The organism is Mycobacterium sp., from assembly GCF_052143115.1.
Taxonomy (GTDB): domain Bacteria; phylum Actinomycetota; class Actinomycetes; order Mycobacteriales; family Mycobacteriaceae; genus Mycobacterium.
On the sequence record NZ_JBKQTQ010000108.1, the window covers coordinates 42,455 to 57,762 of the forward strand.

Genomic DNA, 15,308 nt, shown 5'->3' on the forward strand with positions numbered 1-15,308 from the left:
ACCATCATGAGCGTCCTAGAGTCACCCGTCACCTACAACCAGGTCCACACGCCGCGCAAAGCAACACCGGGGCAACGGCGGATCAGCATTTATTGGGCGTGGAGCTATCCGTGGGAAGCCGGGCGCGACCCGGCTGACATCGAGAACCGATTCTCCACGATGACCGAGGTGCGCATCGTCGCGTGGCCCGCCTATGAAACACCGGACTACGACCCCGCCCACTTCATGCAAGGCATCGCGGGCACGCTCGAACTTTTTCACCGCTCCACCATGCCTTTCCAGATCGTTGCCGGTGAAGCGACTGGGCACCCTGTGGCGGTGTTCCAGCGGATAGATCAAGCCGGTCGCCAGCTTCCCATCGACGAGCGGGTCCTCGCCGACACCGACACCCTGCTGATCTTCGGTCTTGACCATGTTCTCGGCCAGCAGGAAGTCGCGCCCGAGGAAATCGAGGCTATCCGGCAGTGGTTGCAACGCGAAGGCACCTGTTTACTGTTGGCTCCACACCACGACGTCGGCGCGACGGACGATTACCAACAACGCCAAGTCGAATTCGAACATCACGGCGACCCCCTGGTGCCACGCCAGCAGCGGTTCAGCCAATACACGCGCTCACTCATGAAAGCCCTCGACGTACCGGTGATCAACAAGTGGGGGCTTCGCCCAGCCATCGACCCCGCCACCAAAGACATCGCCCCCCTGACCGCCTTCCGCGATCTAGACACACTCCGGCTGCTCGACAACGTCAGCACCTTCAACCTGCACCCCCACCTGCCGCACTACGAACTCACCGACCCCGGTAACGCCTCCGTTCACGTGCTGGGACGCCAGCGCGTGGACACCACCCGACCCCATCCGTTCACCGAAGCGGGTAACACCGAGTTCAATGCCCTGCTGTGGATGCCGCCAACCGGCAAGCGGGCAGGTGACATCCTCTTGGTTGACTCCACGAACTTCATGACCCTCTTCGGCGGCACCGACAGCCTAAAAACTTTCTGGCACAACCTCGCCACCATGAAATAGCCGCATTAGTCCAGATGGCTCGAGTTCTGAGACACCGTTGATCCACTTACTGTTTCCTTGGAGACCGCCTGCCAATAGGAGGTGCGCTGTTGAACGGCAATTCTTGGCCATCCGGACGCGAGTATCGTCCCCTCCGCGGACGCATCAACCCGGATTTCGGTGCTGCGGAGCCGGCGGTTCCACCAGCCCGTGAAGGTGACTCGAGCAAGGAGCGGGATGTGCGCATCGTGGTTGATTTGAATCGGTGTCAGGGCTATGCGCAGTGCGTGCCGCTGGCTCCGGATGTCCTCAAACTGCTTGGTGAGGAGGCGCTGGCCTACGACCCCAATCCCGATGACTCGCAACGGCAGCGGGTGGTGCGGGCGGCGGCGTCCTGCCCGGTGCAGGCGATCCTGGTGGAGCTGGACCCGCCCGAGGAGGCGGCGGCGAAGTGACCCATGTATTTCTGGCCGACGACTTGGTGGCCACGTTCAGGGCAGAGGGCGAAATCGTGATCGTTGGGGCGTCGCTGGCCGGCCTGCGGGCGGCGGAAGCGCTGCGGGAGCAGGGTTTCCGCGGTTCCCTGACGTTGATTGGCGACGAGCCGCACGAGCCCTATGACCGTCCGCCGCTGTCCAAGCAGGTCCTGAAGGGCTGGGTGCCGGCTGATCACACCAAGCTGCCGCGGATGCGTGCCATCGACGCCCACTGGCGTCTGGGGGTGGCCGCGACGGGGCTGGACCGGGCCAACCGGCAGGTGTTGTTGGCGACCGGGGAGAAGGTTTTCTATAACCGGTTGTTGATCGCGACCGGGGTCCGCGCGCGGCCGTGGTTCAACCCCGAGGAGGCCGCTTTGAATGGGGTGTTCACGTTGCGCACGTGTGCTGACGCAGCGCGGTTGCAGGCGGCGCTGCAAGCCCATCCGCGGCGAGTGCTGATCGTCGGGGCGGGTTTTATCGGCTCGGAGATCGCCTCCGTCTGCTGCGACCTGGGCTTGCCGGTGACGGTCGCCGAGCGCGCCGACGCGCCGCTGGTCGGGGCCTTGGGCGGGGTGATCGGTGACATCGCCGCCAAGATGCAGCGTGACGCCGGGGTGGATCTGCGCACCGGGGTTTCGGTGCAGGCGTTGGAGGGTGACACCGACGGGCATGTTCGGCATGCCCGGCTCTCGGATGGGACGACGCTGGATGTCGATGTGGTGGTCGCCTCACTGGGGTCGATCCGCAATGTCGAGTGGCTGGAGGATGCCCAACTGGCCACCGGTTTTTGGGGGGTGGCCTGTGACGCCGGGTGTCGCGCCTTCGACATCAACGGGGTGGTGACCGATAACATTTTCGTCGCCGGCGACGTCGCGCGGGCTCCCCATGTGCTCTACGACTACCAGTTCTTGTCCCTGGAGCATTGGGACAACGCCGTGTTGGGCGCTGAGGTCGCGGCCACCAACATGATCAACCTGGAGACCGGACGCCGCCCGCACCTGCCGTTGCCGGCGTTTTGGTCCAGCCAGTTCGGCGTCAACATCAAGGGTGTAGGGGTGTGCTCGTTTGGCGATGAGATCGTCTTCACTCAGGGCTCGCCGGCGGATCACCGCTTCGCCGCCGCGTATGGCCGTCGGGGCCGCATCGTGGGTGCGGTCACCTTCAATCACGGTAAATGGTTGCAGTACTACGGGGCGATGATCGAGCGGTCAGCGCGGTTTCCGCCGCCGCCGCCCGGTTACGACGAGGCAGGGGATCTGACCCCGATGCCGGCCCGGTTCCCCGATCCGCGGGTGCCAACCGGGATTCCCGACGTGGTGTTGACCGGCCATGACCCCACGTCGCGGGGAGCCGAGTTCCGCCCGAAACCCTCGTGACACCGGCTCGAGACGCCGTGCTCCCGGAAAGGAGTGTTCATGACAGCAGCAGAAACTGCGTGGGCCGAGGCCATGAAATTCGCCAATCGCGCCGATCCGTACCCGTTTTTCAACGAGCTGCGCAAAACCCCGGTGGCCCGGGTGGCCGACGACACCTATGTCGTCACTGGCTATTGGGAACTGCTCGCGCTGGCCCACGATCCCCGGATCAGTTCCGACGTCAGTCGCAGCCCGCTGGGGGCCCACCGCGTAGGCGAGGCCGAGCCGGCTGTCGGCGCGGAGCATTTGCGGGCCTACGGCCCGGCGAAAACCATCCTCATGTCCGATCCCCCCGAACACGATCGGGCCCGCCGTCAGGTGATGCGCCATTTCGGGCCGCCGCATTCACCACATGTCATCCCCGACGTGGAGCCCTACATCGTGCGGCTGTGTAACGAACTGCTCGACAAGGCCAAAACCAGCGGCGCGACCCGGCTGGATGTTGTCGACAATTACGCCTACCCGGTGCCGGTGTCGGTGATTTGCAAGATCCTCGGCGTTCCGCTCGAGGCCGAACCTACCTTTCACGCCTGGATTTATGACTTTCTGGCGGGCCTGGATGTGGGGCCGGAGGCCGCCACCGAGGAGGGGCAGGCCCGCGCGCAGAAGGGCCGTGCCAGCCAGGCCGCGCTGGCGCACTACCTGGGCGAGCTGATCGAGCACTACCTCAGGCAGCCCGGCGACGGGCTGCTGTCGCAGCTGGTCAACGATGACGGACCAGACGGGCCGATGCCACCCGCCGAAGCCGTGGCCAATGCTCAGCTGCTCCTGGTCGCCGGCCATGACTCCACGGTCAACACCATCGCCAATTGCGTTATGACCATGCTGCGCAACCCCGGATCGCTGGATCTGGTGCGCCGCCGACCCGAACTGATCCCCCGCGCTATCGAGGAGGTGCAGCGGCTGCAATCGGCGGTGCAGCTCTTCCCCAGCCGCAGCGCCACCGCCGACATTGCGATCGGCGGGACCGTCATCCCGAAGGGTTCCGCGGTGCTCCTGGTCTATGCCGCCGCCAACCGCGACCCTAAACGGTTTGCCCACCCGAACCGATTCGACCCCCAGCGTCCCGACAATGAGCATTTCGGCTGGGGCAGCGGTATCCACACCTGCCTCGGTGGACCACTGGCCCGTCTGGAGGTCAACCTCGCGCTGGAAACATTCATCCGGCGTGTGCAAAACCCAACGCTGGTCGCCGACCCGCCGCCCTACCGGCACAGCCAGATCTTCCGCGGCCCCAGGCATCTATGGGTCAACATCGACCAGATCACCGCCTAGGGACACGCCATCAAGGCGTTCCAGATCGTCGAATGGCAGAAACCGGGCCACCTTCGACGAGGTGCCGGTGCCTGAGCCCGGGCCAAGTCAGGTTCTGGTTAAAGTCGGCGGCGTTGACAGCACGCCACAGTGTGGCGTTAGCCACAGTCATCCACAGCGTGGAATGGAAACTTGCCCGCTCCGCGTTGTCGAGGGCACAACCACAATTGAAAAAACGACCCGGCTGTCTCTTCCAGCCGGGTCGTTTCTGTTCGGCGCTTACCCGCGTAGCGCGCGGTGGATGCCCACCATCACGGCGCTCACCGCCAGCGTGACGCCGCCAAGTGCAAAGGCCATCGCGATCATCGCTTCGTCACCTCGTCCTCGACGGTCCCGTCCGGATGGCTCACGAAGGTTCCGTGACCGAACCGGCGACCCTGCGTGGCTGGCCGAGCTGGCGGTTGCCAGCGCGGCGCGGCCTCCTGCTGTGCGGCCATCTGCTCCGCGATCTGCCACGCCAGCCGGTCGGCTTCACGCTCGCCGTAGGCGCGGCCAACCCTGCGGCCGACGTAGCTGCCGACCAGAGCGCCCAGCAGTGGCGCGATCACGCGGCCACGCCCTTGTTGTGCGCCACGCACTTCTGCCACGCGGTCTTACCCGAAACGCCCTCGGCCTGCGCGGTGGTCTTGCCGCCTAACTTCACCGTCGCCTTGAAGGCGTCACCGTCGCGCATGATCCGGTACTCCCGGCCGTCAGCGGTGCCAACACCCTCGCACTCGCCCTTCTCGTTCTTCTCGCCCAGGTTCTTCCACGTGATCTTGGCGACGGCCGTCTTGTCACCCGCCTGCTTCTTCGGCGCTGGCTCGGCCGGTGCCTTGGCCGGTGCCGGCTTCGGCGATGCAGCCTTCTTGGCCGCCGCCTGCTCGCGCTTCGCCTCGCGCAGGTTCACCACCGTCGCGGGCGAGGTGTTTGTCGTGTTCATTGCTTCTTCTCCTTTGCTGGCTCCGGCTACCTGCCGTCGCTACCACCAGTTTAGTGTCGGCAAGCCTCGCTCGGTAGTTTGCTGAGCTGTGAATTCGACTGTGGCACAGTGGTTTTCGCCACATCAGGGTCAGTCGCACCCGCCTGCCAGCGCACCCGCCCGGCGATGGTAGGGGGTCTGGAACTGCGGGCGCGCGCCCGCCGCGCCCGCGCGGAGCAGGTAGTCACTACCCCCGTGATAAGCACCAAACGCTCATGTGACGGGCTACCCGGCCCTGTGACAAGCGTCAGAAAATCGCTGAAAAATCAGCAATCGCAACGAATTCGGCGCAATCGGGCCGCATCCGCAGGAATGCCGGCGACGCAAAGCACCCGCTGAGCGCGCTCAGCGCCGTCCTGGGGAAACGCCGTTTTGCGCTCGCCTGTTCGGACGTGGGCTGGCGTTCTGCGGCCTCCCGGTGTGGTTGTTTCCTTCCGCGGGGTGCTCTGGGCGGCCCGGGGTCTGCGTGGTACGAAGAACAGGTGAAAAACATCAAACGAATCGCAGCCGCGACTGCCATCACCACAGGTCTAGGACTTGCGGGTCTGGGCGCGGCGAGCGTCGCTGAGGCATTCCCCGGGCCGTTGCCCGACTATCACTGGTGTCCCGGCGAGGGGTGGGACGCGGGCTGGGGTATCAACTGGGACTGGGGCCGCTGCCACGACGACAACTATTACGACGGCGACCCCCGCGACGCGGGCCACTGGCACGGGCCCGGCGGCTGGGACCCGGGCCGCCCGGGTGCCCCCGGCCCGAACCCCGGCTGGGACCCCGGCCGCGGCTGGTAAGCCTGGCCCCAACCCCCGGCAGGGAGTCGACGCTGAGATGGCGAGGGGGATGAGCAGCTGATTGCGTGTGATTCACACACAATCTCGACACGCTCCCCGACCTGCGGTGATGAGCGAAATCCTTGACAGAATGTTGGCATGGCCAAGCCGACGCCGTTGACAGGACCAACGACCCTGGCCCAGCTGCAAGCCTGGCTCGACAGCCCCGAGTCGGCCATCACCGAGACCTGCCAGTCCCAGCGCCTGTGGTTCCTGGGCGGAATCATGGCGACGGATCATCGCCCCAGCCCGCGCAGCGGCGGGCCAGCTCCTGGACCAGCGTCACCCAATCGTCCTCGGTGAACCGTTCGCCGTGGTCTGCCGCTGTCTCCTGCCATGACTTGATCGTGTGGCCTGCGTCCAAGTTCCCCGCCTCCTCGATCGCAGCGCCGCGGTAGTCCGCAATGAGCTGGTCGGCGATCACCCGGACCGGCGGCACCCAGCCCCGGCGTGGCCCGAGGTCCATCACAGGTCTCCCAGCCCGAGCCGCCGCGACTCCTCCATCGCCCGCTCGCTGGCGGTGGCCCTGCTGTAGCGGTCGATCATGTCGCGGCTGCTCCACCCGGCCGTCGCCATCAACCCACCCTCGCTGCCGCCCGCGGCCAGCCACCGCGACGCGAAGGTGTGGCGCAGCTTGTGGATGTGGAAGCCCGGCACCCCGGCAGCCTGCGCGCGACCGCTGAGCGCGAACCGCAGCCCGCCATAACCCATCCGGTTCCTCCCGGTCTTGGTGAGCCACAGCGCGGCGGTGGACGCCAGCCGGTGACGGCGGCGGACCCGCAGGTAGCGGTCCAGCGCCGCCGCCGTGGTGGCCGAGAACCCGACCACGCGGCCCTTACCGCCCTTGCCGCGGCGGATGACGAGCTGGCCCGCGCCCAGGTCGACGTCGTAGGTGCACAGCGCCAGCAGCTCCCCCGCGCGCATCCCGGTGTCCACCAGCAGCCGCAGGCATGCCTCGTCGCGGCGGTCGGCCAGCTCCTTCCCGGCGCACGCCTTGAGCATGAGTCTCAGGTCGTGCTCGCTGAGGGACTCGACCACCTTGGCGTCCAGCTTCGGCGGCTTGATCCCCAGGAACGGGTCGGCGTCGATCTCGGCCACCTCCGGGTCTGCCAGCCACGTGGCGAAGCGGCGGACGGCCTGGGCTCGGATGCGCGCGGTGGCCGGTTCCAGCCCGCTGCCCAGCATGTGCGTCACCCACCGTTGCAGCGTCGTGCGTGAAAGGGGGGAAAAATCCCCCCTTTCTCCGCACCAGCCCAGGTAGTACCGGACGCCGCGCAGATAGTTGTCGACGGTCGCCGGCGACTTCCGCTCGGCCTGCATCGCCAGCTGCCAGCTCTCCAGCAGCGCCTCCAGGTCGGGTATTTCCATATGCCTGCCTCTCCTCGGCCAGTACGGTAAAGTTACCACCCTTATGCTACGGCAAAATCGGCATATCTGCAGGTAAACGGCGTTTTTTGGCTTGCCGCGACTTGAGGTAGTTGCTAAGTTTATAAAGTTACCGTGAAGGAGAACCTCAGCCTCCGGAGGACCGCTGATGGAACGTGATCAGCTCATCGACTTGACCCGACGTGCCGTGAAGCTGGCATGCGACAAGACGACCGACCTTGCGCCTGCCGAACAAGCGGTTCGCGCGGCCGAGTACACGTCGGTCGAGCGCCACCAGCGGGACATCGCGATGCTGATGGCCAGCCCGCAGCTGGTCGGCTATGTATCCGAGTTACCGGAGCCGGGGGCCTACTGCACCAAGTCCGTGATGGGGCGATCCGTTCTTCTGACGAGAACGTCCACCGGCTCGGTCAAGGCGTTCAACAACGTCTGCTTGCATCGGCAGTCGCAGGTGGTCACCGGTTGCGGTAAGGCCAAGCGGTTCAGCTGCCCCTATCACGCATGGACGTATGACGATACCGGTCGGTTGGTCGGTTTACCGGGGCGGGAAGGCTTTCCCGGCGTACAGGTGAAGTCAGACGGCCTGACCGAGCTGCCGGCTAGTGAATTCGCCGGATTCCTTTGGGTGGCACTTGATCCCGCCGCCGGTCTGGATGTCTCCGCTCACCTGGGTCCGCTGGCCGAGGAACTCGATTCGTGGGGCATCGGGCGATGGTCTCCGCTGGGCGAGAAGGTCCTCGACTCGCCGATCAACTGGAAACTGGCGGTCGAGACCTTCTCGGAGAATTACCATTTCGCCACTGTTCACCGGGACACCTTCGCCACGATTGCACGCAACAACTGCACGGTGTTCGATTCGTTCGGGCCGCATCACCGGTTGATCTTTCCGCTGAACTCCATTCTGGCGCTGGAGAATGTGCCCGAAGACCAGTGGGACCCGTTCCAGAACATGGTGGTGATCTACGCACTGTTTCCCAACATCGTGCTGTCGGTGACCATCGCCAACGGTGAGCTGTTCCGTATCTACCCGGGCGAGACGCCCGGAAGATGCATTACCGTCCACCAGAATTCGACGCCGCTGGACATCTCCGAAGAATCCGTGGCAGCCGGCGCCCAGGCCGTTTTCGACTATGCCCATGCCACCGTGCGCGACGAGGACTACCGGCTCGTCGCGGGCCTACAAGCCAACCTCGAGTCCGGCGCCCGCGATCACCTGTTGTTCGGCCGCAACGAACCTGGGCTGCAGCATCGGCACATGTCCTGGGCATCGTGGAGCCCAGTTGCCGCGGGGACGTCGTCAGCTGTCGGCCGATAGCACCTCGATCAGCGCATCGATGACATCGGGACAACCCGGCTGATTCGACGCTGGCATGGCTTGCAACAACTTTCGCGCTTCTGCACGACGGCCCGACACCACCAACGGCCGGACCTGGTCGACGAGGCTGACCAATGCCGGGTCGGCCGGGCTGAGATTCTCGACGGTGGCAGCCAGCACATCGATCAGCTCCCAATCCCGGTAGAGCGCCAGCGAGCGTTCGTAGAATGCGAAGCCGCTGACCGGTTCTCCACGCAGCGTCCCGCGATAGCGATACGGCCCTTCCATGTATTCGATCGGCAGGCCGTGCGCCGGCGCAGCCACCAGAGGCTCACCAGTGAGATCCAGTTGCAGTGTGGGGCAGCGGAGTCGGTGGCGGTCGGGCATGAACCGAGTTGGTGCCAGTGGCCGCACCAGCGGCCGGATCGCATCCGGCCATCGCACGTGGCTGCTCACCGTGACCTCGACGTCCTCCGCGCACTCCGGAGCCATCGCGGGGTCGGGGTAACTCACCGTTACACCCGAAAAAGGTTGCAGGGCATTGCTATCCGTCCGGTCGAACTGCCGCCAGATGCTCATGTCCACGCCGTTGTCCAGGTTGATCGTGCGCCATTCGTGCGAGCGGGCACGCGGGTCTCCCCCGGTTCCCCCGCCGCCGGCGTATTTCGGAAACCACTGCCGATCGACGTGTCCTGCGCTGCCGCTGACCCGTTCGTACAGCTCACCCCAGCGCAGCGTCCCGTGCATCGCCATGCCAGTCTGAAAATACGAATAGGTGTCGTGCTGGCCGAAGCAGACGATCTTCCCATTGTGGACGTCTGCGCCGACCGGCACCGGCGCGCGGGTGGGCGTGACGGTCAAGTCCAGTTCCATCGGCTGATCTGCCTGATCGACACCGAACAGGCTGACACGGTAGGTGTAGGGCAGCAGTTCTCCGTGGTCGTCGCGGCACGTCGTCCACGCCACCGGCCCGGCGCTGCTGTCGTAGCGGATGTCGAGGTGGCCTTCGGCCATCGACATCTTCGGTCGCGCATCGGGGCTCATGTTCTTCGGCGGCATGTCGTAATCGGTGTAGGTTCCGTATTCGCCTGTATCGCAGCCGAATAGCGACATCGTGTAAAAGTCGGCGACCACCGTCCCGCCCGGGCGGTTCTTGTTGAAGATGGTCAGGAACGCGAACGAGCGACCCGTCGCCCCGGTCAGCTCACCGGCGATGAACCAGGTGTCGGACTCCTGGTCGGCGTGTTCGCCTTCGGCGGCGGGGAAATCCAGCGCACTGTCGTTGTGCACCAGCCGGAACGGGTAACTGCGCCAATCGGTGTTCATCTCACGCCTCGGGGGTATCGATTGCGTCGTACTTGTCTGCCCCGAGGAACTCGCGCACCTTGTCGATGTACATTCGGCCGGTTGATCGTGACGATCCGAACGGCGCCGTCCGTTGTCACCCGAAGTTCGTCGCTCACGTCGGCCTTCACTATTGACCCGAGGCTCCTGCCCGGCTTTTTTACTATGTTAGCATCAATAGCGAAGTTGCCGTCGCCCTTTCCAGAGGTGGTGCCCCGATGACGGAAACCCGTGACCACCGTTGCTACGACCAGCTTTTCATCGGAGGACACTGGCGCGAGCCTTCCAGCCGAAACCGGATAGCGGTCATCTCTCCGCATTCCGAGGAGCCGATCGGCGAGGCCCCCGCCGCCGCCCCGGCCGACGTCGACGCGGCGGTTGCCGCCGCACGACAGGCGTTCGACCACGGTCCGTGGCCCCGACTGGATCCCAGCGAGCGGATGCGCAAGGTGGAAGAGCTCGCGACCATCTACTCCGGTCACCTCGACGAGATGGCCGACCTGATCACCGACGAGATGGGTTCTCCACGAAGTTTCAGCCGGCTCGGCCAAGCGACGGCGGCGGTGTCGCTGATGCACCTCGCGCTGGCGGTCGCCCGCGACTTTCCCTGGGCCGAACGCCGCCAAGGCGTGCTCGGCGAGGTGCACCTGCACCGAGCACCGGTCGGCGTGGTCGGGGCGATTGTGCCGTGGAACGTGCCGCAATTCCTGATCATGCCCAAGCTGATTCCCGCCCTGATCGCAGGTTGCACCGTCATCGTCAAACCCGCACCCGAAACACCTTTGGATGCTTTGTGGTTGGCCGAGATGATCGAGCAGCTGGATCTGCCTGACGGGGTGGTGTCAGTGCTCCCCGGGGGCACGGATGCCGGCGAGGCGCTGGTGCGCCATCCAGGTGTGGACAAGATCGCGTTCACCGGGTCGAGTGCCGTTGGACGCCGGATCGCTGGGCTGTGCGGCGAGCAGCTGAAGCGCGTCAGCCTGGAACTCGGCGGCAAGTCGGCGGCGATCATTCTCGACGATGCCGATATCGACAAGACCGTCAAGGGCCTGAAGAGCGCGAGTCTGATGAACAACGGTCAGGCCTGCGTGGCGCAGACTCGCATTCTGGTCAGCGAACGGCGTCACGACGAAGTCGTCGACGCGCTGGCCGACATGATGTCAGGTCTGCATGTGGGTGATCCGGCCGATGAGGCGACCGACGTCGGACCGCTGGTGGCCCAACGCCAGCAGCACCGGGTACAGGACTACATCAGGTCGGGGGTCAAAGAGGGCGCCCGCATTGTGCTTGGCGGCGAGGATGCTCCGAGCGAGCGGGGCTGGTACGTGCGGCCGACTCTGTTCGTCGACGCGACGAATGACATGCGCATTGCGCGGGAGGAGATATTCGGCCCGGTGTTGAGCGTGCTGACCTACCGCGACGAAGACGACGCAATCCGCATCGCCAACGACAGCGACTATGGTCTGGCCGGATCGGTGTGGACCGCCGATGTCGCGCACGGCCTCGAGGTCGCCGCGGGCGTGCGCGCCGGCACCTATGGCATCAACATGTACACGCTCGACATCGGCAGTCCGTTCGGCGGTTTCAAGCAATCGGGCATCGGCCGCGAGTTCGGCCCGGAGGGTCTGCACGAGTATGTCGAACTGCAGTCGGTGATAAGCAAAGGCGCGATGCCACCGTTGCCCGGTTAACGACCACTGGGCGCTTGTCAGCGCTATGGGCACACCGGCGGTTCGACCCAATCAGGATGGCCTGAATACGGACCGTGACCCGGTGGTGTCATCGCCGTTCGCGGTGAAGTCGACGCCACGGCCCCTTGGTTTTCCGGCCTTTGGGGCCGGCGCCGACACTGACAGGTGCTTCTCGGTCACGCAGCTGGATGTTCATCAAACCTTCGATGAGGTAATACAACTGGTCGCTGCGGTGGTAGTGCAAGCCCGGACCGCAACCACCCTCCCTGATGTGGCTGGACATCATCAACGCGCTCTCCAAGTGGGACAGGACTTGGGCACGGAAGCCGGGGAATCCTGCGTCGACGGCCTTGTCGGGATCGAAGGGGCGGACGTATTGCATGTCAGTTGACTCGCCTTTCACATTGGTGACGGGTGCCAGCTCCTCTCATTGGTCCACCACAGTCCGAGAGCTTTACACCCGCCATTCTTGCCCCGGTCAGCCCCGATCACGATGTGTCGTGCGACAACGTCGCGACCACGCCAATGTGGCGGCGCACAGCGCGGTGTGATCCGACACCAAAATCCCAAGTCACTGCTGGCAAATCAGGCCCTTGCACCTTTTAAGCTTCCAAGGGCATACGCCACACTGAGCAATGTTCGAAGACGCACCGACCCGGTGCCGACGTTGTCGCCCGGGCCATCGACGGAGGCCCATCATCGCGAAACCCGGGCAAGCGAAACACCGCACCTCCGAAACCATTTTCCCAACTTAGGACGGACATGCTATGAGCTCAGCCGATTACGGCGCAGTTGGAGTACAGAATCGGACCCGTACCCTTTTCGGTCAGGTCATGTGGGCGGTGGCCGCAACCGCCGGCCTATTCGCGCTCGGCGCCTACCTGGGCCGTAACCTCGGCAATGGTTTGGCTTTCGTGTTCTTCATCCTGGCGTTCGTCTGCCTGATCGGAATGCGTTTCGCCATCCGCAGCTCCGCTGGTCTGGGCATGGCACTGTTGTTCGGGGTCGGGCTACTGATGGGGCTGGGGACATCACCCATACTGGTCTATTACGCCAACGCGGACCCCCAGGCGCTGTGGGAGGCCGGCGGTGCGACCGCCCTGTTCATCGCCGGCTGCGGCGCCTTCGGTTACGCCACCCGCACCGACCTGTCCGGCCTCGCGCGTGTCGGCTTCTGGGCGCTACTTGCGCTCATCGGATTCGGCGTGGTGTTGATCTTCGTCCACATTCCCGGCGGCGCGGTCATCTACTCGATTCTGGGGCTGGTCGTTTTCGCAGGTCTCACTATGGTCGACTTCCAGCGGCTCCGCCGATCGACAGGTATGGACTCAGCACCGCTTATCGCCGCTTCGATCTTCCTGGATGCTCTCAACGTGTTCCAGTTCTTCCTGCAGCTGTTCGGGGGCAGGGGCCAAGACTGAGAAGCGCCGACCCATCACATCGGCGACGCGACACGACACGACACGACACCACACGACGAAACAACAGCAGCCAATCGTCGTTGCTTAGTACATCGACCTCGTCGGATGTCTCCCGATTATTCGGCGACAGGGCCTGTTTGCGGCTCGGCTACGCAGGGGAATCGCGGTACGTGCGGTTGCCAACCGGGGTTACGGCCCAGCCGGGCAAGAAGCTTCGATTGCACGTCGGCGTGGTCACTCACCGCGACGGGAGCGTCGAACATCCCGGAAACGCTCAGCGCCTGAGGATCGCTCGGCAACGCCGAGTAGAACTGCTCGCACCACTCGGCGTCCAACCGGTCGTCGGCGCCCACCGCACGGGCGAGGTCCCAGGTATGCACCAACACGTCACGGGTCAGGTTCGGCATCATCGCGCGGGCATCCAAACTCGTCGCCGGGTTGGCATGTAACTGCGGTACCTCAACGACACGTTCGAACAGACGCCTACCAGGTTCGAACGCCGTCTCCAGCGCCCGGTAAGTCAGCTCCCATCGGATCTGTGGATCCTCGCGTGGGCGATCGGGCTTGAGCCCCAGCGGTCGCAGCAGCAGCAAGTCGTGAAAACCGATGACGTGCTCCAGCACTCCGCTGGCATCCCACGCATCGCACGGCGACCGACGATGCCATTTTCCATCGGCCGCGCGCACCGCATCGCCGAACCGCCGGCACACCGCCAGATGTCGTTGGCCCAACTCGTCAGCCACCGCGATCACCCCGGTAGCTGCAGGGTGAGCTCGACCGGACAGCACAGCTCACCGCGCTGGTTGGTCACGTCGATCTGCAAATCGAGCAGGTAGCGCGGCGGGTCGACGGTGCTGTCGCAGCGCTTGGCGACGACGCGTCCTCGTCCCACCATCGTGTCGCCGGCATAGATCGAACCGACCAGCCTCAACTTCCGGCGCACCACCCGGCTGTCCGGCCCGGCCCAATCGGTCGCGATGCGGTCGGCGAAACCGGCGAGGTGCATGGTGTTGACGAAAATCGTTGGGTGCCGTTGGCTTTCGGCGTAGGCGGGGTCGAAGTGGCCCGGGAAGTAATCCCACGTCGCTCCGGAGTTCATCACCACGCGCTGGTAACTGATCTCATCTGCTACCTCGGGCAATTCCACCGGAACACTGATCCGGTCCCAGTCCACCTGCCCGGTCATGACGGCGTATTCGGAGTGAAGCGAAACAAGGTGTTCCGGTTTGTGGCCACCACCGCACCGTCTTGGCGCGTGAAGGTGTCTAACGTCTCGACGAAATGGCCGACACCGAGCCGGGTGCGCTTCTCCGGTGAGACCGACACGACTTCCTCGACGACGGTCAGCAGGTCGCCCTCGACGATGGGCAGCGGAAATTCGGCCTCGTTGGCCGCATTGATAAAGGTGGTCCCGGGCAACGGCACCCGGATGGCGATGGCCGACACGGGCGGTCGCCCGGTCGGCTCCCACGGCGGCGGCGTCAGCCACCCCATCAGCAGCCCGGGCGGCGCCAACAATCCTCCCCAGGTACGCGTGGCGAATTCGGCGTCCCAATATGACGGATTGCCGTCACGGACCGTGGCAGCGAACATCTGGATCCGGGCCGCACTGACCACGGTGCCGGCAGTTCTTGGCTCGGATGCCACACCGACCATCCGCAGGGCGTCCTCATAGGTCCCGAACGCCAGCCGGTAGCTGATGGGTTTCACCTAGGGCGCCGCTTCCGTCACACCGTCAGCGAATGCCCGTTCGACACCGAATCCCATTCGAGCTCACGCGAAGTGAAGTACCAGCCGCCACGTTCGTAGACGAGTTGGTCCCGAAAGGTTCCGGTGGCACGCAAGTTGGTAGCGCCGTCCTCGCCGACGGCGAAAAGCAGTGCGACGCAACGCTGGGTCGCGTTGATGCCGTCGACGGTGATTTCATGATCGACGCTGGCCAGCCGTTGGTTGCCGCCGTCGAAGGCAGCACTCAAATCGGTGAATTCCTCACCGTCGCGGGTGAAACGGGCACCAGAGTGGCGGAACGTCGTGATCCAGCCTGTGCGGTCACCGTCGGAATAGCATCGGTTATGGCGTGCGGTCAGATTCAGGATGGCATCGCGCCCCGCCGCGCCGTCGAGTACGTACTGCTGTTGGTAGGTCATGGCCAT

18 protein-coding genes are annotated in these 15,308 nt (G+C 64.9%); 8 read left to right on the forward strand and 10 right to left on the reverse strand.

Annotated features, from left to right (window positions below; translation table 11 throughout):
* Positions 1 to 6 precede the first annotated feature (6 nt).
* The 4 genes from ACLQI9_RS11210 (at position 7) to ACLQI9_RS11225 (ending at position 4,171) form a co-directional block, all read left to right on the forward strand.
* Positions 7 to 1,023 (forward strand): hypothetical protein, encoded by a 1,017-nt coding sequence (locus tag ACLQI9_RS11210; protein ID WP_442379130.1) that lies wholly within the window; start codon positions 7 to 9, stop codon positions 1,021 to 1,023.
* A gap of 218 nt (positions 1,024 to 1,241) precedes the next feature.
* Positions 1,242 to 1,457, forward strand: a complete 216-nt coding sequence (locus tag ACLQI9_RS11215) for a ferredoxin (protein WP_442379173.1) — start codon at positions 1,242 to 1,244, stop codon at positions 1,455 to 1,457.
* Positions 1,454 to 2,857 (forward strand): NAD(P)/FAD-dependent oxidoreductase, encoded by a 1,404-nt coding sequence (locus ACLQI9_RS11220; RefSeq protein WP_442379132.1) that lies wholly within the window; start codon positions 1,454 to 1,456, stop codon positions 2,855 to 2,857. The genes ACLQI9_RS11215 and ACLQI9_RS11220 overlap by 4 nt, the downstream gene beginning before the upstream one ends.
* Positions 2,858 to 2,896: 39 nt before the next feature.
* On the forward strand, positions 2,897 to 4,171 hold the full coding sequence (locus ACLQI9_RS11225; RefSeq protein WP_442379134.1) for a cytochrome P450: 1,275 nt from the start codon (positions 2,897 to 2,899) through the stop codon (positions 4,169 to 4,171).
* Positions 4,172 to 4,512: 341 nt separating this feature from the next.
* Here ACLQI9_RS11225 and ACLQI9_RS11230 read toward each other — a convergent pair whose 3' ends face one another.
* Complete coding sequence (locus tag ACLQI9_RS11230) at positions 4,513 to 4,758, reverse strand: hypothetical protein (RefSeq protein ID WP_442379136.1); 246 nt, start codon at positions 4,756 to 4,758, stop codon at positions 4,513 to 4,515.
* Entirely contained in the window at positions 4,755 to 5,132 is a 378-nt protein-coding gene (locus tag ACLQI9_RS11235; RefSeq protein ID WP_442379138.1) for a hypothetical protein, read from the reverse strand. The genes ACLQI9_RS11230 and ACLQI9_RS11235 overlap by 4 nt, the downstream gene beginning before the upstream one ends.
* Positions 5,133 to 5,653: 521 nt before the next feature.
* Between ACLQI9_RS11235 and ACLQI9_RS11240 the strand changes: the two genes are divergently transcribed.
* The gene (locus tag ACLQI9_RS11240; RefSeq protein WP_442379141.1) at positions 5,654 to 5,959 is read left to right on the forward strand and encodes a hypothetical protein; all 306 of its coding nucleotides are present in this window, start codon (positions 5,654 to 5,656) and stop codon (positions 5,957 to 5,959) included.
* Between the two features lie 262 nt (positions 5,960 to 6,221).
* Here the strand turns inward: ACLQI9_RS11240 and ACLQI9_RS11245 are convergent, their stop codons facing one another.
* Positions 6,222 to 6,464 carry a hypothetical protein gene (locus ACLQI9_RS11245; RefSeq protein WP_442379143.1) on the reverse strand — a complete coding sequence of 81 codons (243 nt, stop codon included), beginning with the start codon at positions 6,462 to 6,464 and terminating at the stop codon, positions 6,222 to 6,224.
* Entirely contained in the window at positions 6,464 to 7,366 is a 903-nt protein-coding gene (locus ACLQI9_RS11250; RefSeq protein WP_442379144.1) for a tyrosine-type recombinase/integrase, read from the reverse strand. The genes ACLQI9_RS11245 and ACLQI9_RS11250 overlap by 1 nt, the downstream gene beginning before the upstream one ends.
* Positions 7,367 to 7,532: 166 nt before the next feature.
* Between ACLQI9_RS11250 and ACLQI9_RS11255 the strand changes: the two genes are divergently transcribed.
* Complete coding sequence (locus ACLQI9_RS11255; RefSeq protein WP_442379146.1) at positions 7,533 to 8,699, forward strand: aromatic ring-hydroxylating oxygenase subunit alpha; 1,167 nt, start codon at positions 7,533 to 7,535, stop codon at positions 8,697 to 8,699.
* On the opposite strand, the gene ACLQI9_RS11260 is transcribed toward ACLQI9_RS11255, so the two are convergent.
* Entirely contained in the window at positions 8,682 to 10,025 is a 1,344-nt protein-coding gene (locus tag ACLQI9_RS11260; protein WP_442379148.1) for a lipocalin-like domain-containing protein, read from the reverse strand. The two genes, ACLQI9_RS11255 and ACLQI9_RS11260, sit on opposite strands and share 18 nt — an antisense overlap.
* 236 nt (positions 10,026 to 10,261) lie before the next feature.
* Between ACLQI9_RS11260 and ACLQI9_RS11265 the strand changes: the two genes are divergently transcribed.
* Positions 10,262 to 11,734: an aldehyde dehydrogenase gene (locus ACLQI9_RS11265; RefSeq protein ID WP_442379150.1), complete on the forward strand. Its 1,473-nt coding sequence runs from the start codon at positions 10,262 to 10,264 to the stop codon at positions 11,732 to 11,734.
* Between the two features lie 88 nt (positions 11,735 to 11,822).
* On the opposite strand, the gene ACLQI9_RS11270 is transcribed toward ACLQI9_RS11265, so the two are convergent.
* Entirely contained in the window at positions 11,823 to 12,116 is a 294-nt protein-coding gene (locus tag ACLQI9_RS11270) for a hypothetical protein (protein WP_442379152.1), read from the reverse strand.
* A 385-nt stretch (positions 12,117 to 12,501) separates the two neighbouring features.
* On the opposite strand from ACLQI9_RS11270, the gene ACLQI9_RS11275 reads away from it, so the two are divergent.
* Positions 12,502 to 13,155: a Bax inhibitor-1/YccA family protein gene (locus ACLQI9_RS11275; protein WP_442379154.1), complete on the forward strand. Its 654-nt coding sequence runs from the start codon at positions 12,502 to 12,504 to the stop codon at positions 13,153 to 13,155.
* Between the two features lie 116 nt (positions 13,156 to 13,271).
* On the opposite strand, the gene ACLQI9_RS11280 is transcribed toward ACLQI9_RS11275, so the two are convergent.
* From ACLQI9_RS11280 to ACLQI9_RS11295, 4 genes are all read right to left on the reverse strand, one after another.
* Positions 13,272 to 13,898, reverse strand: coding sequence for a maleylpyruvate isomerase family mycothiol-dependent enzyme (locus ACLQI9_RS11280; protein ID WP_442379156.1), 627 nt, complete (start codon positions 13,896 to 13,898; stop codon positions 13,272 to 13,274).
* Positions 13,899 to 13,903: 5 nt separating this feature from the next.
* Positions 13,904 to 14,341, reverse strand: coding sequence for a MaoC family dehydratase (locus ACLQI9_RS11285; protein ID WP_442379157.1), 438 nt, complete (start codon positions 14,339 to 14,341; stop codon positions 13,904 to 13,906).
* Positions 14,338 to 14,811, reverse strand: a complete 474-nt coding sequence (locus ACLQI9_RS11290) for an FAS1-like dehydratase domain-containing protein (protein WP_442379175.1) — start codon at positions 14,809 to 14,811, stop codon at positions 14,338 to 14,340. The genes ACLQI9_RS11285 and ACLQI9_RS11290 overlap by 4 nt, the downstream gene beginning before the upstream one ends.
* Before the next feature lie 71 nt (positions 14,812 to 14,882).
* Positions 14,883 to 15,308, reverse strand: coding sequence for a nuclear transport factor 2 family protein (locus ACLQI9_RS11295; protein WP_442379159.1), 426 nt, complete (start codon positions 15,306 to 15,308; stop codon positions 14,883 to 14,885).